Genomic DNA, 23,267 nt, shown 5'->3' with positions numbered 1-23,267 from the left:
GAGAAGAATCATGAAGAAATGGTCAGGATGGATAAAATACAGCGCGTTAACGATGGCGTTGCTCTTGGCGGTAACGGGCTGCAGCTCTGCGAAAAATACGTCAGGCCAATCGTCCAAAGGCGCGCAGGAAACGAAAGAAACAGCCGTGACCGGAGGCGAGCTTACCTATGGATTGGCGACGTCGCCAGATACGCTGGATCCCCACCGCAGCGGTCTCGCCGTAGCGGTCAGGGTCATCAGAACGATATATGACAGCCTGGTTGTTCAACTGCCCGACGGCAGCATCAAACCATGGCTGGCTACGGAATGGACCGTATCGCCTGACGGCAAGAGCTACACGTTCAAGCTGCGCAAAGACGTCAAGTTCCAGGACGGAACGCCTTTCAACGCGGAAGCCGTGAAGTTCAGCTACGACCGGATTCTTGACCCGGCAACGAAAGCGGCCAACTCTGCGGCGCTGCTTAAGCCTTACAAATCCGCGGAGGTCATTGATGAATTCACGGTGAAGCTGAACCTCGAAACGCCGTCGCGTGCATTTTTAGGCAATTTAAGCCAAGCGCTGCTAGGCATCGTGTCGCCGACAGCCGCCAAGAAGGACGGCGATCAATTCGGCAAACACCCGGTAGGATCGGGACCGTTCTCCTTCGTGAAGTGGGATGAGAACGCAGCTATTCAAGTGAAGCGCAACCCGGATTATAACTGGGCTCCGGAGATCGTCGCCAACAAAGGGAAATCCTATTTGGATCAAATTACGTTCAAAATTATACCTGAAGAAGCAACGCGCATCGGCAGTGTGCAAAGCAAGCAAGTGCTGGCTGCCGAAACAATACCGCCTCAGAACATTATTTCGCTCAAAAACGACAAAAATGTGCAGGTGCTTCAAGTCAATACAGTCGGCTTGCCGTATACGTTATTTTTCAATATCAAACATGCGCCTTGGAACGATGCGAAGCTCAGGCAAGCCGTGCAAGCCGCAATCGACGTGGATGCAATCGTCAAGACGCTATATTTGGGCACGTATCAACGGGCATGGTCGCCGCTTACCCCCGGCATTCTCGGGTATGATGCCTCTCTGGAAAATGGCTTGAAGGCCGATGCGGCCAAAGCCAACAAATTGCTGGATGAGTTGGGCTGGACGAAGGGAGCCGACGGCATCCGCGAAAAAGAAGGCAAAAAGCTGAGCATTCATTATGTGGATGGATCGCCGAATCGCGAAAAACGCAATGACATTGCCGTGATCGTTCAACAGCAATTAAAGCAGGTGGGCATCGCAGTAGATGTCGAGATTACGAAAGATATAGCAAATGTGGTAAATACGAAAGGCGCTTATGATTTATACGGGAATAGTCAAGTGAATTCCGATCCGACTGCGTTGTATTCGTTCTATCATACGTCTGATCCGAAAGGTCGCAATTCGTTATCCGGATTGTCCGATCCGCAGGTCGACAAGTTGCTGGAGCAAGGTCTGGTAGAACAGGACGACAAGCAAAGAATAGAAATTTATAAGCAAGTTCAGCACTATATCATCGATAACGCAGTGGTCATTCCGATCTATGTATTCCCTTATACGGTAGCGGCATCGAGCTCGGTTAAAGGACTTAAGTTCGATTCCCTGGGCTATCCGCTCTTCAATGACGCGTTTCTTCAAAAATAATGGATCGAGGAGCTTATGCCCATGAGCAGAACAATAGTTGAGCGATTTCTGGTTTCCTTGTTGGTCATTCTGGGCTCCCTCATTCTCGTCTTTTGTATTCTGTATGTGCTCCCAGGGGACCCCGTGCTCTCCATGATCGACCCGACCACCATGACGCCGGAGGCGATCGACAATTTGCGGCATCAGCTAGGGCTCAACGAGCCCTTCTATGTCCAGTTTGGCAAGTATCTCAGCGGCATCCTTCATGGCGATTTCGGAAAATCATTAGTCAACAGCGATCCCGTATTGCCTAAAATTTTGAGGCAATTGCCGGCGACATTGGCGCTGACTTTTGCCAGCTCGATGGTCTCTATTGTTCTGGGTGTAGTTTTGGGCGTATTGTCTGCGATTCACAAAAACCGCTGGATTGATGTGGTGGCCCGTATTGTCGGACTGTTCGGCATCTCGATGCCGACCTTCTGGTCCGGTATTCTCCTTATTCTCATCTTCTCCGTGTCTTTGGGCTGGTTCCCTGCGCTCGGATCGGATGGATTTGAAACGCTCGTTCTGCCTGCTCTCGCACTAGGTTTCGTCGGCGCAGGATTTATCGTCCGGATGGTGCGCAACAGCATGCTGGAGGTCATCCACGAGCATTTCATCGTTACCTTGCGATCCAAAGGGTTATCGGAACGGATGGTCATGTACCAGCACGCGCTCCGCAATGCGTTGATTCCGGCGATTACGATTATCGGCATTCAAATGGGTGAGCTGATGGCAGGCACCGTCATTATCGAAACCGTATTTTCCCGGCAAGGCATCGGCAGAGTGCTGGCTGACGCCATTATGTCAAAAGATTTGCCGGTCGTCCAAGGCGTCGTCTTTTTCTCCGCGATCGTGTATGTCGTCGTGAATCTGCTGGTTGATATCTCGTATGCTTTCATTGATCCTCGGGTGCGTAGAACGCAATAGAAGAAAGGAGAACGGCTTATGAAGGAAGTGGTTTCCGCGGAAGCGATTTGGCAGGGGAAGAAGCAGCGTGCGCCGATTGTTGTCCGCAAATCCCATCAAGTGAATATCACGGAGGTTTCTGTCTATACAGCGGCGATTGTGATGCTTTTCATTTTGGTTTGTGCATTCGTTCCGCAGTGGATTGCACCTTATGTGCCAACAGCGATGCTTACAGATGCTATTCTGAGTCCGCCAAGCGCTGCGCACTTGTTCGGCACGGATTATTTCGGACGGGATGTATTCAGTCTTGTCGTGTATGGCAGCCGGGACTCCTTGCTTATCGGATTTGCTTCTGTGGTGGCAGGCGGCTTGATTGGCGCTTCCATCGGTGCAATTTCCGGCTATATCGGAGGGATCGCGGATAAGATTTTTATGAGGCTCATCGATATCCTGATGACGATTCCGGGCATTTTGCTTGCTTTAGCGATTGCTGCAGCCCTGGGCCCGACTTTGTATAACATCATTTTTGCCGTGGCTGCATCTTTAATTCCGAGATATGCAAGAGTGATGCGCGGTCAAGTCATGAGTGTAAAAGGCCGAGCTTTCGTCACGGCATCGAGGTCTATCGGCGCTTCCAATGTCCGGATCTTCTTTCGGCATGTGTTGTCGAATTCCTGGTCTCCGCTTTTGGTTATGGCGACCATCGGCTTAGGATCGTCCATTTTGGTCGGATCGGGGCTAAGTTTTCTGGGCTTGGGCGTTATGAAAGAAGTTCCTGATTGGGGAACACTCCTCTCGCAAGGAAGAGGCTACTTAACGGTAGGCTGGTGGATATGCACATTCCCTGGTCTGGCCATTACACTATTCGTGCTTTCTGTCAATTTGATCGGCGATCACTTGCGCGACACCTTGGATCCGAAGAAAAGCAGGGCATAACAGAAGGGGGGTCCACATGATGAGTCAACTGCTGGCTATCGAAAATTTAAGCGTCTCGTTCGCAACGAAGAAAGGATCGGTAACGGCGATCAACGACATCTCCCTTCACATCAAAGCCGGTGAAACCGTATGTCTGGTTGGCGAGTCAGGGAGCGGGAAATCCGTCACCTCGAAGTCCGTCATGCGGTTAATCGATTACGAAAACGGCTTAATTTCCGGAGGGCGCATCGTTCTCGACGGTGAGGATCTGACAACAAAATCGCAGAAGGAGCTGCGAGCCTGGCGCGGGAAAAAAATGGCGATGGTGTTCCAGGAGCCGATGGCCGCCTTTGATCCGGTCTTTACAATCGGCAGTCAAATTGTTGAAGTGATCACCGGGCATAAGCAGGCGAGCAAAGCGCAGGCATGGCAGCGAGCTGTCGAACTGCTGCGGCGTGTGGGCATTCCAGAGCCTGAGCTTCGGATGAAGCAGTATCCGGGTGAACTATCAGGCGGGATGCTGCAACGGGCCATGATTGCGATGGCACTCTCTTGTGATCCCCAGCTGTTGATCGCCGATGAGCCGACAACCGCCCTGGATGTGACGATTCAGGCACAAATTTTGCATCTCTTGCAGGAGCTGAAAGCGGAATTCGGCATGTCGATCCTGCTCATCACGCATGATATGGGCATTGCCGCCGAAATGGCGGACCGCATCATTGTCATGTATGCAGGACAAATCGTGGAACAGGCGACGGTCCGGCAGTTATTCGAAAAGCCGCATCACCCTTATACGCGCGGATTGCTTCGATCCATTACAACGATGGAGAGCGATCGCAATGCAAAGCTGTTTTCGATTGAAGGATCCATCCCCAGCTTGTCTGAATTGCCGGACGGCTGCAGTTTTCATCCGCGTTGCCCTTATGCGACGGAACGGTGCCGGAAAGACAGCCCCCCGCTTCAGTATGTGAATGGGCGCCAGACGGCTTGCTGGTATGCCGAGGAGCTCGTGGAGCTAGCGGATTGGAAGCAGCAAAGAGTTTCTGACGAAGTTGTAAGTGTTCGTGAAGCCAACGCTGAGCCCTCTGCTAGCCCAGCAGATCGCGCAAAAATATTTGAAGTGATTGGCGTCAGCAAATATTATCCGGTTAGCAAAGGGCTGCTGCATCGCGCTCAATCGCCGATTCGCGCGGTGGATAATGTTTCCTTTTCGATCGAGAAGGGTGAAACGTTCGGGCTGGTCGGGGAATCCGGAAGCGGCAAGTCCACCTTGGGCAGGGTTCTGTTGCAGCTTGAGAAAGCGACAAGCGGGCAGGTGCTGTTTCAAGGTCAGGATCTGGCAAAGCTGCCGACCAAGGAGCTGCAAGAAGCGCGCCGCAATATGCAGGTGATTTTCCAAGATCCATACGGATCGGTGAATCCGCGTTGGAGCGTTGGCCGCATTATTGGCGAACCGTTGGAAGTCCATGAGTCGCTAAGCGCCAAGGAGCGAAGATCAAGGGTAGAGGAACTGTTGGAGCTTGTCGGTTTAAATCGCGCAGTCTATGACCGGTTCCCACATGAATTTTCCGGCGGACAGCGGCAACGAATCGGGATTGCCAGAGCGATCGCGCTCAACCCGCAATTTATTTTAGCGGATGAGGCTGTATCTGCCCTGGATGTATCCGTCCAGGCGCAAATCGTTAATCTGATGCAGGATTTACAGAAGAAATTGGGATTAACGTATGTATTTATCGCGCATGGCTTAAATATCGTCCGTCATTTATCGGATCGGATTGGCGTGATGTACTTAGGCAAGCTGGTTGAAATTGCGCCCAGCGAAGAGCTGTTCCTGCATCCTGCCCATCATTACACGAAGGGGCTGCTTTCCTCGATTCCTGCGGCTGATCCCACACAGAAACGGGAATGGTTCGCCATTGAAGGCGAGATTCCATCGCCGGCGAACCCGCCTAGCGGCTGCCGCTTTCATACGCGCTGCCCGGCCGCGACTGCGCTCTGCAAGCAGCAAGAGCCGGATTTGCTCCAAATTAGCCAGGGTCACTGGACAGCTTGTCACTATCCTTTGTAGGTGCAGAAATTATTTTTTTGATTAAATTCTTAGTTAAACGATGGGAATAATATTATAACTATATATATTTTAATGGAGGCTCACTACTATGAAAAAATTAACTGTTCTTTCCACCATCTTACTTACGACCGTTTTTGCTGCTGGCTGCGGCAATCAAGCGAAAACGGCAGGGAGCTCCCCTGCGGCAGCAGCGACTGCGGCGGCAACCGCCCAAGCGGCAGCTACGAGCGCACCGGCTGCTGCCAAAGCAGTGAAGAAAATCGTCGTTGGCACAAGCGGAACTTTTCCGAACGTTACCTTTTTTGACGATAAGAACAACTTGACTGGCTATGATGTGGAGCTAGTGAAAGAAATTGACAAGCGGCTTCCTGAATACGAATTTGAGCTGAAAACAATGGATTTCAAAGCGCTGCTGCTCAGCTTGGAAACGAACAAAATCGATTTTATTGCGAATCAAATGGAAGTGAACGATGAAAGAAAAGCGAAATTCCTCTTTAACGATGAGGCGTACAACATTTTCCCCAATAAAATTATCGTTCATAAAGATAACAACACCGTTAAATCCATTGACGACTTGAAAGGGAAGAAGCTTCTAGTTACGGCTACCAGCAATGCGGCAGTTCTGGCTGAGAAATACAACAAGGAGCATAACTCCGGCATTAATATCGTCTACACAGGCTCCGGCGAAGATGCCAAAGCGACCATAAAAGCCGGACGCGCAGACGCCTCCATCAGCACCCAGTTTGCTGTTGATTTTCTAAACAAATCGGCAGACGCGCAATTGAAAACGGTTGGAGAACCATTGTCGAATTCAAAGGTTTACTTCCTATTACGCAAGGATGAATCGGAACTGAAAACGAAAATCGATGAAGCGCTGAAAACGATCAAAGCGGACGGGACATTGGCGAAGCTAAGCACGCAATGGCTCGGAGCTGACTACTCACAAGGTCAATAGATGGGGAAGTCATTCGACATTACCCTCGTCGCGACGTTTCTCCCTAAGCTCCTCTACTATTTGCCTCTGACGCTGCTCATACTGGTAGCGTCTCTGGCGCTAGGGTTTGCGCTTGGTCTGCTCATTGCATTAACGCGATTATATCGGATTCCGGTGCTCAATCAAATTTCTATCGTATATATTTCATTCATTCGAGGGACTCCGATTCTCATCCAGTTGTTTCTAGTTTTTTACGGTTTGCCGGCATTATTTCAAATCGTTCATGTGGATATCTCGCGTATGGATCCAATTTATTTCGTTATCATTACGTACGGTTTGAGTATAGCTGCTTTCAAGTCCGAGAATATCCGGGCGGCCGTGAACTCGGTCGATAGGGGGCAGATGGAAGCAGCTTACGCCGTTGGCATGACAGGTACACAATCCTTTTCGCGTATTGTCGCACCGCAAGCGCTGTTGATTGCTTTTCCTAACTTTGCGAATTCCGTCATAGGCTTTCTCAAGGATACGTCGCTCGCTTTCATGATTGGCGTTATGGATATGGTGGGGCGAGGTCAAGCGCTGATTGTCGCAACGGCGCACGCGTTGGAAGTGTATATGAGTTTAACAATCATTTATTACGTGGTGGTACTAATTTTGGAGAAAGTATTCAAGGTTACTGAGTTCAAGCTGCAAAGGCATGAGCGTCCGTTAGCCGGGTGAGGTGAGGAAGATGAGCATTGATGTTGTGTTTATTTATACCGCATTCTTTGAAATATTAAAGGCTTTGCCGTTAACGCTCGTGCTGACGTTCGTTCCTCTCCTTATCGGCTTCGTGATTGGTGTGGTAACCGCATTTGCCAGAATCTATAAAGTGAAGTACATTCACCGGCTTCTTGATTTTTATGTATCCTTTCTAAGGGGCACGCCGATCCTGATGCATATTTTTCTCGTTTTTTGGGGATTGCCGCTCACCATCGATCGGTTGTCCGCCCATTTCGGTTGGGGCTTTAAATCGGCTTCGATTCCATCGCTGCTTATTGTCCTGACGGCATTTTCGATTACAGCAGGCGCCTACATGTCGGAGATTATACGCTCAGGCATTCTGTCGGTAAACCGGGGGCAGATTGAGGCCGCTTATTCCGTAGGAATGAGCACGACACAAGCCCTATGGCGAATCGTCATGCCGCAGGCGATCGGCGTGATTTTGCCCAATTTGTGCAATATTTTTGTCGGATTTCTGCATACGTCCTCGCTGGCATTTAACGTTTCGCAAATGGAATTGCTCGGCAAGGCGAATGTCGTTGCTTCAGTTAGCCTAAAGTTTCTAGAAGCGTTCATCGCTGCCGCATTCATCTACTGGGGTCTTACCCTGCTGGTTGAAAGACTTACCGCTTTCCTGGAGAAAAAAGTAAATGCCTATAATCGAGGAGGAGTCGTATGATCCAGTTAACGAACATTCATAAGTCCTTTGGCAAAAACAAAGTGTTGAACGGCATCAATCTAACGGTTGAAAAAGGTGATGTCGTCGCCATTCTGGGCCCGAGCGGTTCCGGTAAAACGACGCTGTTGCGCTGCGTAAATTTCCTGGAACGGCCAAACGACGGCGAGATCTCCATCGGAGATTTCAAGGTCAGCGGCAAGCATCCGAGCAAGCACGACATTATTCAGCTGCGCCGGAAAACGGCCATGGTGTTCCAGCACTATAATCTGTTCAAGCACAAAACGGTACTGGAAAACGTGATGGAAGGACTCATCATTGCGCAAAAGCAACCGAAAGAAGCGGCGAAAAGAAAAAGTCTGGATGTGCTGGAAAAGGTCGGTCTCTCCGGAAAAGTGAATGCCTATCCAAGCCAGCTTTCCGGCGGCCAGCAGCAGCGGGTAGGGATCGCTCGTGCGCTTGCCTTGAATCCGGAGGTCATCCTGTTCGACGAACCGACATCGGCTCTTGATCCGGAGCTCGTCGGCGAAGTGCTTTCCGTTATTCAAAAGATTGCGCGCGAGGGCGTCACGATGATTATTGTGACTCACGAGGTTGGTTTTGCAAGGGAAGTCTCCAGCCATGTCGTGTTCATGGATGGCGGCGTCATTGTGGAGGAAGGCCAGCCGGAGGAATTATTCGTCAGACCGAAGGAAGAGAGAACGAAACAGTTCTTGAAACGAGTTACTCCGGAGTGGAGCTACGTAATATAAAAATTGGAGGCGAAATTCTATGAGTCAAAGCATTATTGATCTTCAGAAATTTACCATTCTATATGAGCAACTGCGTCAGGCCGTTGAAGGTTTGACCGAAGAACAAGCAAAATGGAAAGAGTCCGAAACCAAATGGAGCGTAGTCGAGGTGTTGTCGCATTTAGTGGATCACAGCATTATAACTTCGTTCCGAATTCGTAAAATTGTTGCTGAAGCCAGTGATTCGGTTGTTGTTAACCTTCCGGCCTTTGATCAAGATCCTTGGGTGAGCAGTTCCAGAGCGAATGAAAGCTCATTGGAAGAAGTGTTTTCCGTTTATCAAGCGCTGCTTCTCTATAATACTGCCTTTTTCAAACGAATTTCCGCTGATAATTGGGAGAAGTCGGGCGTTTTTGAGAATGGGAAAATATATAAATTATCCGAGCTGTATGACGGATTCGTGAACCACGTTCAAAGGCATCTCGGTCAAATCGACAGGATTAAACAAGCGCTATGAGCACTGAATGGAAGGATGACATTCGGGTACAGGCGGATGCTCTATCTCCGGTCTTGATTGAAATCCGCCGGGAGCTTCATCGCCGTCCGGAGCTGTCGATGGAGGAGTTTGAGACGACTCGCAGGATTCAAGAGACTCTGCGAGCGGAAGGAATCCGGGAGCTGCCGCTTAGTTTGCCCGTCGGCGTGCTCGCCGAGGTGAGAGGGACGGCCGGGGGTGATGCCGCTGGCGGCGAAGGCCTGATCGTCGCGCTGCGCGCCGATATCGACGCGCTGCCGGTGACAGAGGAAACGGGGCTGCCGTTTGCTTCGGAAATTGCCGGCCGCATGCATGCGTGCGGCCATGATTTCCACACGGCGTCGATACTCGGCGCAGCGATTCTGCTGCAGCGAAACGCCCACCTGTTCAGGGGGACGGTTCGCTTGCTGTTCCAGCCCGCCGAGGAGAAGGGCACCGGCGCGAAGACGATGATCGCCGCCGGAGCTTTGGACGGCGTGCAGACGATCTTCGGCATGCACAACAAGCCGGAGCTGCCGGTCGGCACGATCGGCTTGTCGCCGGGACCGCTCATGGCCGCCGTTGACGGCTTCAAGATCCGCGTGAAGGGCAAGGGCGGTCATGCCGCTATCCCCGATGCGGCGATCGACCCGATCGTGGCCGCCAGCGCGCTGGTCGGCGGCATCCAAACGGCGATTTCGCGCAGCATTTCGCCCTTCGACCACGCGGTCGTCTCCGTGTGCAGCTTTCACGCAGGAACGACGTGGAACGTCATTCCTGATGAAGCCGTGCTGGACGGCACGGTTCGCACGTTCACGCCTGAAGTTCGCGCGAAGATGCCGGAGCTGCTGAAGAGGCTTGCGGAAGGCATTGCCGCTGGATATGGCGCAGAGGTCAAGTTGAACTGGTTTTCCGGTATTCCGACTGTCAATAACGACCCCGCTGCAGTCCAAGTTTTCCAAGAATCTGCAGAGGCCTTGGGGCTTACCATTATTCCCGCGCGCCTCTCAACCGGCGGTGAAGATTTTGCCCATTATCAAGAAAAAGTGCCAGGAGCCTTTATCTGGATGGGCACAAGCGGGACCGAGGAATGGCATCATCCGAAGTTTACGCTGAATGAAGAAGCGATTGCTCCGAGCAGCGCGCTGTTCGCTCTGACGGCCATTGCTGGACTTGAGAAGTTGGCTGCCGACGCTGACAAGATCGGTATCGATCTTAAGGAGGAGATTCCCCATTCCAACCTCGTATGATGTCATTATAGTCGGCGCAGGCTCTATGGGGATGAGCGCGGGTTACTTTTTAGCCAAGCAAGGCGTGAAAGCTCTGCTTATCGACAAATTCGACCCGCCTCATGTGGCGGGGAGCCATCACGGAGAGTCACGTCTCATCCGACATGCCTACACGGGCAGCCGCACCTACACGGCGATGGCGCTGCGCGCGGATCAGCTGTGGAGGGAGCTGGAGGCGGAGAGCGGGCAACCACTACTCGTACGCAGCGGTGTGCTGAATATGGGCCCGTCCGAGTCCGGCAATTTGGAGCAAAAGTGGAAAAATACCGAGGAATTTGGCCTGAAGGTGGAACGGTTGAATCCCGATGAGGTTCATAAACGGTGGCCGGGGATACGGCTTCCGGATTCGTATGTGGGACTGTACGAGCAGGAGGCAGGATTTCTGTATAGTGAAGCGTGTATTCGCGCCTACCGGCAGCAGGCTTTAGCGGAGGGCGCCAGGCTTCTGGTGAACACGCAAGTGACCCGAATCGACCTATGGAACAGCGGCGTTACTGTGCATACGATGGACGGCTCCTATCACGCGGACCAGCTCATATTGAGCGCAGGCGCTTGGTTCGGCGAGCTGGAATCCGTCATTCAGCTGCCGATTCGGTCTGTCCGTAAAGCGGTCGCTTGGTTTCAAGCGGACGAGGCGCTTTATGATGTATCTCGCTTTCCCGGTTTTACTTTCGGCGGGCCAGGCGGCGGATTTTATGGCTTTCCCAGCATTGGGGGATCCGGGGTGAAAATTGGCCAGCATGAAGCGGGCCAGCTGTGGCAGCCGGGTCAACCGTTCCAGCCTTTTGGTCATTACCCGGAAGATGAGGGCAATCTGCGGCAAGCGCTGGAAGGGTTCCTTCCGCAGGCCGCCGGACGCGTGCTTCGCGGCGCGGTCTGCAAGTACGAATTCACGCCTGACGAGCATTTCATTATCGACAGGCATCCTGCTCATAACCACGTGGTCGTGGCCGGAGGCTTCTCAGGCCATGGATTTAAATTTTCAAGCGTTGTCGGTGAAATATTGGCTGATCTTACGCAAAAGGGTCATACGAATCAGGACATTACGCCTTTTGCATTATCCAGGTTTTAAAAGCAACAGGCGAATTTGAGGTGAAGGGTCATCATTGTCGTTCGGCATCTTAGTAAAACGTATCATACGGCGAATACGCATACGAAAGCTTTGGATGACATCCATTTGGATATTCAAAAAGGGGAAATCTTCGGCATCATCGGCTTTAGCGGTGCGGGTAAATCGTCGTTAATCCGTTGTCTGAACCGATTGGAGGAGCCTGATTCGGGCCACATTATCATTGGCGACAAGGTGATTACGGATTTGAATAAGAAGGAACTGCGCGAGGCTCGACGGAAAATCGGGATGATTTTCCAACAGTTTAACTTGTTCGATGCGAGAACTGTGTTCCAGAATGTTGCATTTCCTTTGGAAGCGGCGGGTGTGCCCAAGATATTCATTAAGCCTCGTGTAGATGAAATTTTGGAGCTTGTTGGGCTGAGCGACAAAGCAGACGCCTATCCGGAACAGCTCAGCGGGGGGCAAAAGCAGCGCGTTGGCATCGCCAGGGCGTTAGCGAACGAACCTGACGTGCTGCTCTGCGATGAGGCGACGTCAGCGCTCGATCCGCAGACGACGTTTGCGATTCTTGAGCTGCTGCAAGAAATTAACCGCAAGCTGAAGCTGACCGTTGTTCTTATCACGCATGAACTGGATGTGCTTCAACACATCTGCGGCCGTATGGCGGTCATCGAGCATGGACGTATTGTGGAAACAGGCTCCGTGGATAAAATTTTTCTGCAGCCAGAGAGTGAAACGTCGCAAAGTTTCATTCGCATTATTGAGGGATATCAGCAAAAACGGGCTTTGGCGCAGAAGGTTGGTGATCTTAGGTGAATGACGATTTAATCGGCCTGTTGCTGCAAGGGCTTGGGGAAACCGTGTATATGGTGGCGCTGTCGACGGTATTCGCTTTACTGATCGGACTCCCGCTCGGCATTATTCTCGTCGTTACAGAGAAAGGGAATTTATGGCCAGCTCCGCGTTTTCACAAAGTGCTCGGTACGATTGTAAATATCATTCGTTCTTTTCCATCGATCATTTTGATTGTCGTGTTACTGCCCTTAGCGCGATTTGTCGTCGGTACGACGCTTGGGGCTACGGCGGCAGTCGTCCCATTAGCTATTGGTTCAGCCCCATATTTGGCCAGAATTATCGAGAACGGGATCCGGGAAGTCAGCTTTGGGAAGATCGAAGCTGCCCAAGCGGCAGGCGCTACGCCCTATTTTATTATTACGCGTGTGCTCATTCCGGAGGCCCTTCCTTCGCTGGTTCGCGGCATCACGCTATCCATTATTACGATCACCGGCTTTACGGCCGTGGCGGGCGCAATCGGCTCCGGCGGGTTAGGCAGCCTGGCGATTCGCTTCGGTTATATGCGGTTTAGAACCGATATTTTGTTCCTGACGGTGCTGCTGCTCGTCGTGCTGGTGCAGCTCATTCAATGGATAGGAGATTACATGGCGAAGAGGATCAATAAGAAGCGTTACAAATTTGACTAACGTCCTCACCGTACATACTGGACAATAAAGGAGAGCATCACATATGAAAAGCAAAACATTCGCAGTACCCTCTATTTTGGCAGTGACGATTGGATTATTATCCGCTTGCGGCTCAGCGAGTCCTGCAGCAACTACGGCTTCTGCATCGCCTAACGCAAGCGTTGCGCCCAGCGCGCAAGCAACGGCAGCACCCGCTGCGTCTGCGGCGGCTACGGCTCAGCCGAAAACGGAAGTGAAGCTGAAAATCGGGGCGGCCGCCGTCCCTCACGCGGAAATCCTGAATTTCGTCAAACCGAAATTGAAGGAGCAAGGCATCGACTTGAACGTCGTCGTTCTGGATGATGAAGGGCAGTTGAACCCGTCGCTGGCCGAGAAGCAAATCGATGCCAACTACTTCCAACACGTCCCTTACCTCGACTCCATCTCCAAGGAAAAAGGGTACAAATTTGCCGTCTCAACCAAGGTGCATGTGGAGCCGATTGGCTTTTACTCCAAAAAATTAAAATCGATCGATGAACTGAAGGAAGGCGCGACTATCGCGATACCGAACAATCCTTCCAACGAATACAGATCGTTAGTGCTTCTCCAGGCGAAAGGTTTGATCAAGCTGAAGGACGGCATCACGACGTATTCCGCAACACCGAAGGATATTACGGATAATCCGAAAAAGCTGAAATTCAGCGAAGTCGATTCCGCGCAGCTGCCAAGGGTCCTTCCGGATGTTGACGGTGCTATCATTAATACGAACCTTGTGCTGGAAGCGAAAATCGATCCGAATTCCGCATTATTCCGTGAAGACGCGAACTCTCCTTATGCGAACATTATCGTCGTTCGACAAGGCGACGAGAACCGTCCAGAGATTAAGAAGCTGGGTGAAGTGCTGACCTCGCCGGATGTGAAGAAATTCATCCAGGACAAGTACGGCGTTGCTGTTGTGCCGGCATTTTAATAAAGGGAGGTGAAGATGTTGAGCCATGTGTATCGGCTAGCAACTGAAGTGGATGCGGAAGCGATCTTCCAGGTGATCGACCAAGCGTATGAGAGTATCCGGGAGCTTGGCATTGCGTTTCGCGCCGCCCATGCAACGATTGAGATGGTAACAGAGAATATCGTTCACAATGCTTGCTATATCCTAGAGATTAATGGTTCAATTGCCGCGACCTTGTCTCTGAAAAGCCTGGAGGAATTGACGGATCTTCCCTTCTTATACTGGTTCGCTGTTCAGCCGGCTTACAAGAATCAAGGCATCGGCAACCTGCTTATCACTTACGTCGAAGAGGTCGTCATTCGGGATACGCTGCTGGCTACTGGCGTCGTTCTTGCGACTTCCGTGAAGCATCCATGGCTGCTTGCGATGTACGAGCGCAAGGGGTATGAGCGCTTTCATCAGCGCGCACTTGGAGACGACGATACGCTTGTGTATTTGAAAAAGGCTTTGATTCCTCAGACGCAGCTTGTCTAGTCATTTACGGAAACCCAAAACCAAGGAGTGATAGAAATGAGCCAAAAACCGTTAATTGTAATCGTAGGAGCAGGACCTGGCGTTAGTGCAGGTGTGGCGAAAAAATTCGGTGCCAATGGATTCCGTGTTGTCAACGTATCGAGAACGAAGGAATCGCTGGACACGTTCAGCAAAGAGCTTAATCTGCAGGAGATAGAAGCCTACGGCGTAGAGGCTGATGCAGCCGATCCGGATTCTCTTCGAAAAGCTTTCGAACACATCAAGTCGGAATACGGCGTGCCGGAAGTACTCGTTTACAATGCAGCGAAGATTGCTCAAGGTACGTCTGCGTCTTTGACGGATGAGCAATTGCTCAATGACTTCAAAGTGAATGTGGCAGGCGCTTTGGTTAGCGCGCAACAAGTCATTCCTGAACTTATTGAACGTAAGGAAGGAACCTTGCTGTTCACAGGCGGAGGCTTCGCGCTGTATCCTTCATCTGCGTATACTTCGTTGTCCATTGGCAAAGCCGGCGTTCGCGCGCTTGCGTTCACCTTGGCCGATGAGCTGTCGCCACATGGCATTTATGTAGGCACAGTAACGATCGCAGGCCTCGTGAAACCGGGTACCTATTACGATCCGGATCGGATTGCTGATGTGTACTGGGATTTATATGTAAACAAAAATCAGACGGAAGTGTTTTATAAAGAGGCTTAATGGCATCATCGAGTGGGCAGTCGGGAGAGATCTCGGCTGCTTTTTGCTATTCTGTGCTTAAATATGTTACAGTTATAGCGAGGTGATCAGATGATGAAATTGGGGATTTTGGACCAATCGCAAATAGGGGAAGGCCGCACAGCAGCGCAGGCGCTTGCTGAAACGACAGCTTTGGCTCAGGAAGCGGATAAGCTGGGATACAGCCGATACTGGCTGTCTGAGCATCATGCTTCGCAGGCTCTGGCACATTCGAGCCCGGAGGTGCTGATCGCGCATTTGGCCGCACAGACGTCGCGCATTCGTCTAGGCTCTGGCGGCATTATGATGCCGCATTACAGCGCGTATAAGGTGGCGGAGAACTTCCGCCTGCTGGAAGCCCTGCATCCCGGGCGCATCGATGTTGGGCTCGGCCGCGCGCCTGGGGGAATGCCGATCTCTACGCGGGCTTTGCAGGAAGGAAAATACACAAGCGTGGATCAATATCCGCAGCAAGTGGCGGATTTGACGGGCTATTTGCATGATTCGCTGCCGCATGACCATCGGTTCGCGGCACTGCATGCCTCACCGATTATTTCTACAGCGCCTGAGATTTGGCTGCTGGGCTCTTCCTACGACAGCGCGAGAATCGCTGCCCGGCAGGGTGCCGCTTTTGGTTTCGCGCAGTTTTTCGGCAATGCGGACTGTACAGAGGCGCTGCGCATCTACCGCGAGCATTTCCAGCCTTCGATCCTGAACGATAAGCCGCGCTCCTTGGCAGCTGTGCTCGTGGTTTGCGCGGATACCGAAGAAGAAGCGAACCGGCTCGCAACGAGCACGGATTTGTTCTTCCTTTCGCTGGGGCAAGGCAGGCTGCTGCCTTATTTTCCTTCTGTGGAAACCGCGATGGGCTACCCTTATACCGAAGCCGATTTTGCTCTAATCCGCGGCGGACGCCATAAGCGTATCATCGGAACGCCTCAGCAAGTAAGAGAAGAGATGCTTCGGTTGAATGAAGCGTATCAAGCTGATGAAATCATGGTTGTATCGCCGATTCATGATGTTGAAGCGCGCGTGCATTCATACCGCTTGTTGGCGCAAGCTTTTAATTTGCAGGGATAGCTTCGCGTAACGATTCGCAGGACAGCAGAGAAGGTTGCTGTCCTTTTTATTTGTCTTCCGCGTGCTCAGATGTGCCATTTGATGGATTCATAAACGCCAAATGCTGGAATCCCCAGCCACACATATTGCCTAGCACGCCGCTTAACGTTTTTCCGTGTTCGGATAACTCATATTCAACCTTCGGCGGGATTTGCTGATAAATCCGTCGCACAATAATGCCATCCTGTTCCAGTTCGCGAAGCTGATTGGTGAGCATGCCCTGCGTGACACCTGGCAGCATACGTCTTAATTCTCCGAATCGTTTGGTGCCATCCTGCAGCAAAATAAATAAAATAAGCGGCTTCCATTTTCCGCCAATGACCTGTAAGGTAGCTAAAATACCTTGTGTAGTAAAGCAATCGCGCATCGGTACGCTCATGTGACCATCCCTTTCTTCGTTCATCGCTAACGCCTATGCTGTTACTTTAGCAAAGTATTCCGATATATTATAGTACTTTTATTTTTCGTACATAGTACGTTTTTTCATACTGTTCGCCGAAACCCAAGCAACGTCAAATGTACGCAAATCCGTACTAAGTATGAATAAAGAGCGTACTTTGCAAAGGGATCAATCTCGTGAATAATAGGGTTGAACATATGTTGCCGAAAGGGTGAAGGGCATGAAAATTATGGTTATCGTTGCGCATCCGGATCTGAGTGTGTCTGGTGCCAACCAAGCTTTTGCCAGTGAATTGAAAGGGGACGCAGACATAACGGTTCGCGACCTTTATAAGGAGTACCCCAATTGGCATATTAATGTGGAGAAGGAGCACGAACTGCTGCTTGCCCATGATCGCATCGTTCTCCAGTTTCCCTTGTATTGGTACTCCTGTCCGCCTCTCTTGAAGAAGTGGTTTGACGATGTATTCACGTATGGCTGGGCGTTCGGTCCGCAGGGCGACAATCTGCAAGGAAAAGAGTTTGTTGTGGCAACGACGACGGGCGGATCGAAGAATGCGTATCGTTCAGGCGGAGAGAACTGGTTCACGATCAGTGAATTGCTGCGACCGATCCAAAGTACATTAACCAAGTGCAACGCGACTTATCTTCCAGCATTTGTCGCTTATGAGGTTACGAGAACGAACGTAGATTATGTGGCCGAGGAGGCCAAAAAGTACTCGGATTATATCCGAACACCTCAGACTGCACTTGTCCAGTAACTCCGATGAGGCCTGCGCTATTTGCGTTTTAGCTCTATTGCCTTTACACTTAAAACAAAAAATGGAGTTGTGAAATGAGCAAAGGCAGAGTTTGGAACAAAGGTAAACGCAACGGCGGCGGCGGACCGCCAGCAGGCACTGGCTATAAAGCTAAGCTTGCTGCCGAGCAGCAGGCTGCAAATAGCGGAGTGGTCAGCGAAACGATTGATCCTGCGAATCCCATTAATCAGGTGAAGCGGATGAACCGTGAGAATTGGGTGGAAGGTCCCGTCAGAATGAAGCGCGAAGTGCCAAAGCCATAAAAAAAGAGGAGGGGACATGGGTCTCCTTCTCTTTTTTATAGAATGTTAAATTCTTTATAGGACTAAAGCGTTAGGACTACTCATTCTAACACGCCAGAAAGCCTATGTCGTCACGTATGAGTGTGTGACGAGCTCGCAGAGCGGAGAGATTTCGCACGCATCGTGTGGTACGAGCTATTTGACAGGATGGGCGTAGGAGATCTGGAAGTGCCACAGCGGTTTGGATCATTGAAATACCGCCTCCGATCTGCGATAGATCGTCTTTTTGCACGGGTGAGCGGAACGTGGGTGCGTTAAGAGGCGGTATTTTCGATTGTAGGGACATTTCGCGGAACTACAGTGCGTTATGAGCAGGAAATGCTGGGGTTTGGGCACATGTTCGCTCATTTAACGCACCCTAGTTCCGCTTCATAGGGAGAAAAGGGAGGTTATCGTGGAATAAGGCATCGTAGTTCCGTGGATATCGCTGTTGCATGGGGAATAGGAGGTCTGGTAGTACCTCCACGGTTTCCTTGCGAGGCTTGCGGAGGCTTCGTAGTTCCGTCGATATCGCTGTTACATGGGGATTGACGGTTCGGCAGTATCTCCTTCGTTTTCTCGTGAAGCTTGCGGAGGCGAAATGTAGCCTGAATCGTACTCTTACAGGGGTGTTCATGGGTATAAATACCGGATGGAAGACAAGTTAGCGAAAAGAGAAGAAGGCAGCACAAAGTTGAAGAGGGAAGAGGTGTGGGGGAAAGCGATTCCATACCCCATTCCCTCCACACGCTCAAACGCATCGCACAGCAAAGCAAAGAACCTAGCGGTGATCTGTGATCTTCCGCTAGGCCTTTTACTTTGCTGTGCGCTTACTTCGTAAAAATTTTAACCTCTTTTGGTGCCAGCGTAACGGTAATCGAGCCTCCGTTAATTTGCACCGTATCCGAACCTAGCTGATTCGTAAGGGAAGTTCCATTCGAGAAATTCTCGTAGCCGCTAATAGTACGCGTTTCTGAGTTCCAGGAGTTGTTAATGAGGACAATGGCTTCATCTCCGTCTTTGGAGCGTTGGAAGCTGTAGAAGTTATTGTCGACCCATTTTTCCTTTTGGGTACCGTTTTGCAAGGCAGGGTGGCTGTTGCGTACGGCATTGACCTTCGCGATATACTTGTACAATTCATGGTTAGCGTTCGGTACGACGTCCTCGCGGTTAGCCGGATCATTACCGCCGCTGTAGCCGAGCTCTGTACCTTGGTACAAAATCGGAATACCGCGGGATGTCAGCATGAAGCCCAGAGCGGCTTTCAGCTGCGGCCATTTGTCAGAGCCGTTGCCCGGTCTGCCGGTAGCTTGGTTCAGGAAGCGCGTCACATCGTGATTATCGATGAATAGGCCGTTCAATCTGGCATCACGATAATTCGAATCCTGCGCATAACGCTCTTTGATTTTATTCATGGATTGGTCTGCACCGAAGACATCTTTAATCGTGTAGTACATCGGGAAATCAATAACGGCGTCCAAATATTTGGAGTAATCGCCGACAAAATTAGGATCTCCGTTATATACCTCACCAATCGTAAATGTGTTAGCTGCAGTGTCAAAGTCCTTCAGGAACCATTTTGGCATGTGCTTGGCTGTATCTACCCGTAACCCGTCGACTTTGGACTCGTTAATCAACCATTGAATCCAGTTTTTCAGCTCAGCCGCCGTAGCCGGATTCTCTTGATTCAGATCGTCTAGTCCGGCAACCTCACCGTTTTCATCACCGCTTCCATTATGGTGATACCAGTCGAACTTGTCAAAAGGTGCTTTGGCAAAGCCGCCAGGTTGGAAGTCGCCCGTATGGTTAGGAACGACGTCCAGCATGACGGCGATGTTTTTGTTGTGAGCCGTTGAAACCAACTCTTTAAATTTATCCATGGAGCCCAGATGACCGTCGATGGAGTAGAAGTCATAAGTATGGTAACCATGGTAAGCGTTCTGGCTCTTTTGGGCGGTTACTGGTGTAATCCAGATGGCTGTGAAGCCCATGTTTTTGATGTAATCCAGATTGTTGATAATGCCTTGGAAATCGCCGCCATGCCATTTGCCCGGATCGTTCTTGTCGGAATTAAACCCGCCGGCATTGTCATTGGAGGGGTCTCCGTTGACGAAACGGTCTGTCATAATAAAGTAAATGCTTTGCTTGCTCCAATCGGTTGCTTGAAAAGTGCCTGCAGGGTTCGTTGTTACACTAATAGCAGTGCTCGCATCAGAAAAGTTGCCTGAGGCGTCATAGGCTTTCACCGCGTAGCTGTAAGTTGTACTGGCCGTTAACCCAATGTTTGCATAACTAGTTGTTGTGCTCGTGCCCACTTTGGCGCCGTTACGCCAGATTTCATAGCCAGCCACGCCAACATTGTCTGTGGAAGCCGTCCAGCTTAGTGTAACGGTTGTGTCTGTTTTGGCAGATGCATTCACATTGGTCGGTACGGATGGAGCTATTGTGTCGCCATCGCCAGTAGGAGCTGCCGTGATTGATCCAGGTCCACCGTTGGAGCTAGGCGTGAATGTCCACGACCCGACGTTAAACAAATAATTGTTCGAATTGTTGTTATCCCAAGTGCCGCTGCCGTTGTTGAAAACAGCTTCCAATTGGGTGGCAGTGCCGATGTTGACGGTCACTTTGTTGTAGGCCGGGTATTCGGAAACGGGCATCGATACGCCAGGTGCCGTCGTCCACGTACCGCCCGTTGGGCGGTAGTGGATGAAAGGCGTTGCGTAGCCGCGTTTGTAGTACACGGTCACGCTGTTTGTTGTAACGGTATCTGTCGTTGCGCTAACAGCTGCACTTGCAGCTGAGACGTTGCCAGCAGCATCGTAGGCTTTAACTGTGTAGCTGTAAGTGGTGCCAGCAGCTAAACCAGAGCTGGTATAGCTCGTTGTGGTGCTTGTTCCTACTTTAGCGCCATCGCGCCAAATTTCGTAACCAGTCACGCCGACATTGTCGGTGGAAGCCGTCCAGCTTAAGGAAACGCTGGAACCGGTTTTACCGGAAACGGCTACATTTGTTGGTACGCTTGGAGCGATCGTATCAAGCTCGACTGGAGTCAGCGGAGTGATCGTGCCCGCTGCGCCATTAGCGCCCGGTGTGAACGCCCAAGTGCCAACGTTAAAGAGGTAGTTCTTGGAGCCGTTGTTGTCCCAAGTGCCGCTGCCATTGTTGAAAACAGCTTCTAATTGGGATGCCGTACCAATATTGATGGTGATTTTGTTGTAACCTGGATAAGCTGCTTCGGCCACAGGCATTGCTGTGCCTGGCGCTGTCGTCCAAGTGCCGCCAGCTGGGCGGTAGTGGATGAAAGGCGTTGCATAGCCGCGTTTGTAGTACACGGTCACGCTGTTTGTTGTAACGGTATCCGTCGTTGCGCTAACAGCTGCGCTTGCAGCCGAAATGTTGTTAGCTGCATCATAGGCTTTCACAGTGTAGCTGTAAGTAGTGCCTGCAGCTAGCCCCGTATTGGTGTAGCTAGTTGTGGTGCTTGTTCCTACTTTAGCGCCATCGCGCCAAATTTCGTAGCCGGTCACGTTGACATTGTCGGTGGAAGCCGTCCAGCTTAAGGAAACGCTGGAACTTGTTTTACCGGAAACGGCTACATTCGTTGGTACGCTTGGAGCGATCGTATCAAGTTCGACAGGAGTCAGCGGAGTGATCGTGCCCGCTGCGCCATTAGCGCCCGGTGTGAATGCCCAAGTGCCCACGTTAAAGAGGTAGTTCTTGGAGCCGTTGTTGTCCCAAGTGCCGCTGCCGTTGTTGAAAACAGCTTCCAATTGGGATGCCGTACCAATATTGATGGTGATTTTGTTGTAACCTGGATAAGCTGCTTCGGCTACAGGCATTGCTGTGCCTGGCGCTGTCGTCCAAGTGCCGCCAGCTGGGCGGTAGTGGATGAAAGGCGTTGCATAGCCGCGTTTGTAGTACACAGTAACGGTATTGTCTGTTGTTGAAGCTGGATTCGTTTTTACAGAAACAGCTGTGCTTGCAGCTGAAATATTGCCGGCTGCGTCGTAGGCTTTAACCGTAAAGCTGTAAGTCGTATCAGCAGTCAGACCTGAATTCGTGTAGCTGTTTGTTGTGGATGTTGCCACCTTGGCGCCATCACGATAAATTTCGTACCCGGTTACACTAACGTTATCAGTAGAAGCTGTCCAGCTCAAGGACACGCTCGTATCCGTTTTGCCGTTAGCAGCTACATTCGTTGGTACACTTGGCGCTATAGTATCCGTATTTTCCGGAGCTCCTTGTTTGATCGTACCGGCTGCTCCATTCGCGCCTGGCGTATACGTCCAAGTGCCAACGTTGAAGAAATAATTTTGCGAGTTATTGCTGTCCCAAGTGCCGCTGCCATTATTGAAGGCGGCTTCCAATTGGGTTTTGGAACCGATCTTAATCGTGATTTTGCTATAGCCGCTTACTTCAGAATCAGGAATCTGTGCCCCAGGTGCTGTAGTCCATGTGCCGCCCGCAGGACGATAATGGATGAAAGGCGTGCTGAATCCTTTTTTGTAGTAAACCGTAACTTGATTGTCGCCTGTTCCATCATCGGTATCCGGTTTGGAATGGCTGATGACGAACTGCTTGTAGCCGGACATATTGCCGCTGGCAGATCCGTCGCCATTTACAAGGTTAGCCAGACGAAGCAGGGTGAAGCCATTGTAGTTCCATCTCGTAATTTTCTCTTCAACCTTCTGGAAATTGCCGGTAGGCAGCGCGTTTTCGCCGTTTAAGCGAACGCCTTTGCTATTGGCAATGGAAGAAACTTGGTCAACCAATGAGGAAGGCATCGAGTAGCTTGGAGAGCTTCCATCATCGTTCATTTCCAATGCTGTAAACGTCAGATCGAGATTGTTGTCTTTAAACTTTTGAATAAGGGTGTTGTAATCATAATAGCCCGCTGCATTTTCGGCGCTGTGCGGAGCTGTTGGGTTGTTGTATTGCCAGTGCAGACCGGAAATCTTCGCGCCGATATGTACGCCGAACACGGAGTCGAAGTTGTTGTGGGCAGCCGTAGCAATGACGGACAGATGATTTTCAAGCACGCTTTGGTACCAGGCGAGGAAATCCTTGCCGTAAGTGGATTTGTAGCCGCCTGTCGAGTAGAACGCATCGCCGTCGCTCGGCGGGTTGATTTGGCTAACATTCGTGAGGGATAAGCCCCAAGCCGAATTCACGCCGCTAAGTGAGCCGTATTTCGTTGTCATCGCAGTACGGAACGCGTTTTTCGCAGTGTCCGTATACACTTGGAACGTGCCACGGGATGGATAGTTCCAGCCTGCGGACTTATAGTACGAAGGGTAGCGAAGCTCTCCGGAAGGCCCGGCGCTCAGGTAGATTTTCGGAATAATGGATTTATAGCTGGCAAAATTAGCCGCAAAGGAAGCATACAACTCGTTGTATTGCTGGCCGATGCCGCTCCAGAAAGGGGAAAGGGCCTCGTTGTTTACAAAGCCTGTTTCGCTTTTGTACTTC

At 51.0% G+C, this 23,267-nt stretch carries 21 protein-coding genes; 19 read left to right on the top strand and 2 right to left on the bottom strand.

Annotated elements, in window-relative coordinates:
- Positions 1–10 precede the first annotated feature (10 nt).
- The 17 genes from ABRS97_RS19580 (at position 11) to ABRS97_RS19500 (ending at position 16,279) form a co-directional block, all read left to right on the top strand.
- A complete protein-coding gene (locus ABRS97_RS19580) occupies positions 11–1,654 on the top strand; it encodes an ABC transporter substrate-binding protein (protein WP_367816736.1) in 1,644 nt (547 codons plus the stop codon).
- A 21-nt stretch (positions 1,655–1,675) separates the two neighbouring features.
- A complete protein-coding gene (locus ABRS97_RS19575) occupies positions 1,676–2,602 on the top strand; it encodes an ABC transporter permease (protein WP_367816735.1) in 927 nt (308 codons plus the stop codon).
- 18 nt (positions 2,603–2,620) lie between these two features.
- The gene (locus ABRS97_RS19570) at positions 2,621–3,517 is read left to right on the top strand and encodes an ABC transporter permease (RefSeq protein WP_367816733.1); all 897 of its coding nucleotides are present in this window, start codon (positions 2,621–2,623) and stop codon (positions 3,515–3,517) included.
- A 19-nt stretch (positions 3,518–3,536) separates the two neighbouring features.
- On the top strand, positions 3,537–5,564 hold the full coding sequence (locus ABRS97_RS19565; RefSeq protein WP_367816969.1) for an ABC transporter ATP-binding protein: 2,028 nt from the start codon (positions 3,537–3,539) through the stop codon (positions 5,562–5,564).
- A gap of 88 nt (positions 5,565–5,652) precedes the next feature.
- A complete protein-coding gene (locus tag ABRS97_RS19560) occupies positions 5,653–6,519 on the top strand; it encodes a transporter substrate-binding domain-containing protein (protein ID WP_367816732.1) in 867 nt (288 codons plus the stop codon).
- Entirely contained in the window at positions 6,520–7,218 is a 699-nt protein-coding gene (locus tag ABRS97_RS19555; RefSeq protein ID WP_367816730.1) for an amino acid ABC transporter permease, read from the top strand. It begins immediately after the preceding gene.
- Positions 7,219–7,228: 10 nt separating this feature from the next.
- Positions 7,229–7,939: an amino acid ABC transporter permease gene (locus tag ABRS97_RS19550; protein WP_367816728.1), complete on the top strand. Its 711-nt coding sequence runs from the start codon at positions 7,229–7,231 to the stop codon at positions 7,937–7,939.
- Positions 7,936–8,688 carry an amino acid ABC transporter ATP-binding protein gene (locus ABRS97_RS19545; RefSeq protein WP_367816727.1) on the top strand — a complete coding sequence of 251 codons (753 nt, stop codon included), beginning with the start codon at positions 7,936–7,938 and terminating at the stop codon, positions 8,686–8,688. Before ABRS97_RS19550 ends, ABRS97_RS19545 begins: the two co-directional genes overlap by 4 nt.
- A gap of 19 nt (positions 8,689–8,707) precedes the next feature.
- Positions 8,708–9,184, top strand: coding sequence for a DinB family protein (locus ABRS97_RS19540; protein WP_367816725.1), 477 nt, complete (start codon positions 8,708–8,710; stop codon positions 9,182–9,184).
- Complete coding sequence (locus ABRS97_RS19535; RefSeq protein WP_367816723.1) at positions 9,181–10,431, top strand: amidohydrolase; 1,251 nt, start codon at positions 9,181–9,183, stop codon at positions 10,429–10,431. Before ABRS97_RS19540 ends, ABRS97_RS19535 begins: the two co-directional genes overlap by 4 nt.
- Positions 10,415–11,542, top strand: a complete 1,128-nt coding sequence (solA, locus tag ABRS97_RS19530) for an N-methyl-L-tryptophan oxidase (RefSeq protein WP_367816967.1) — start codon at positions 10,415–10,417, stop codon at positions 11,540–11,542. Before ABRS97_RS19535 ends, solA begins: the two co-directional genes overlap by 17 nt.
- Positions 11,543–11,572: 30 nt before the next feature.
- Positions 11,573–12,358, top strand: a complete 786-nt coding sequence (locus tag ABRS97_RS19525; RefSeq protein ID WP_367816965.1) for a methionine ABC transporter ATP-binding protein — start codon at positions 11,573–11,575, stop codon at positions 12,356–12,358.
- Positions 12,355–13,023: a methionine ABC transporter permease gene (locus tag ABRS97_RS19520; RefSeq protein WP_367816721.1), complete on the top strand. Its 669-nt coding sequence runs from the start codon at positions 12,355–12,357 to the stop codon at positions 13,021–13,023. The genes ABRS97_RS19525 and ABRS97_RS19520 overlap by 4 nt, the downstream gene beginning before the upstream one ends.
- 43 nt (positions 13,024–13,066) lie before the next feature.
- A complete protein-coding gene (locus ABRS97_RS19515; protein ID WP_367816719.1) occupies positions 13,067–13,972 on the top strand; it encodes a MetQ/NlpA family ABC transporter substrate-binding protein in 906 nt (301 codons plus the stop codon).
- Between the two features lie 15 nt (positions 13,973–13,987).
- Positions 13,988–14,485: a GNAT family N-acetyltransferase gene (locus tag ABRS97_RS19510; protein ID WP_367816717.1), complete on the top strand. Its 498-nt coding sequence runs from the start codon at positions 13,988–13,990 to the stop codon at positions 14,483–14,485.
- Between the two features lie 36 nt (positions 14,486–14,521).
- The gene (locus ABRS97_RS19505) at positions 14,522–15,181 is read left to right on the top strand and encodes an SDR family NAD(P)-dependent oxidoreductase (protein ID WP_367816715.1); all 660 of its coding nucleotides are present in this window, start codon (positions 14,522–14,524) and stop codon (positions 15,179–15,181) included.
- 90 nt (positions 15,182–15,271) lie between these two features.
- Complete coding sequence (locus ABRS97_RS19500) at positions 15,272–16,279, top strand: LLM class flavin-dependent oxidoreductase (RefSeq protein WP_367816713.1); 1,008 nt, start codon at positions 15,272–15,274, stop codon at positions 16,277–16,279.
- A gap of 46 nt (positions 16,280–16,325) precedes the next feature.
- Here the strand turns inward: ABRS97_RS19500 and ABRS97_RS19495 are convergent, their stop codons facing one another.
- Entirely contained in the window at positions 16,326–16,697 is a 372-nt protein-coding gene (locus ABRS97_RS19495; protein WP_367816712.1) for a winged helix-turn-helix transcriptional regulator, read from the bottom strand.
- Positions 16,698–16,938: 241 nt separating this feature from the next.
- Here ABRS97_RS19495 and ABRS97_RS19490 point away from each other — a divergent pair, with 241 nt between their 5' ends.
- Positions 16,939–17,478 (top strand): NAD(P)H-dependent oxidoreductase, encoded by a 540-nt coding sequence (locus ABRS97_RS19490; protein ID WP_367816710.1) that lies wholly within the window; start codon positions 16,939–16,941, stop codon positions 17,476–17,478.
- 74 nt (positions 17,479–17,552) lie between these two features.
- Positions 17,553–17,780, top strand: coding sequence for a hypothetical protein (locus ABRS97_RS19485; protein ID WP_367816708.1), 228 nt, complete (start codon positions 17,553–17,555; stop codon positions 17,778–17,780).
- Positions 17,781–18,628: 848 nt separating this feature from the next.
- Here ABRS97_RS19485 and ABRS97_RS19480 read toward each other — a convergent pair.
- A partial coding sequence (locus tag ABRS97_RS19480) for a family 14 glycosylhydrolase (protein ID WP_367859127.1) occupies positions 18,629–23,267 on the bottom strand: 4,639 nt, incomplete at its 5' end.

It is taken from the genome of Paenibacillus tabacirhizosphaerae, assembly GCF_040812395.1.
Taxonomy (GTDB): domain Bacteria; phylum Bacillota; class Bacilli; order Paenibacillales; family NBRC-103111; genus Paenibacillus_E.
Note: the sequence above shows the minus strand (reverse complement) of the source record. Positions and strands in the feature narration are given on the sequence as shown.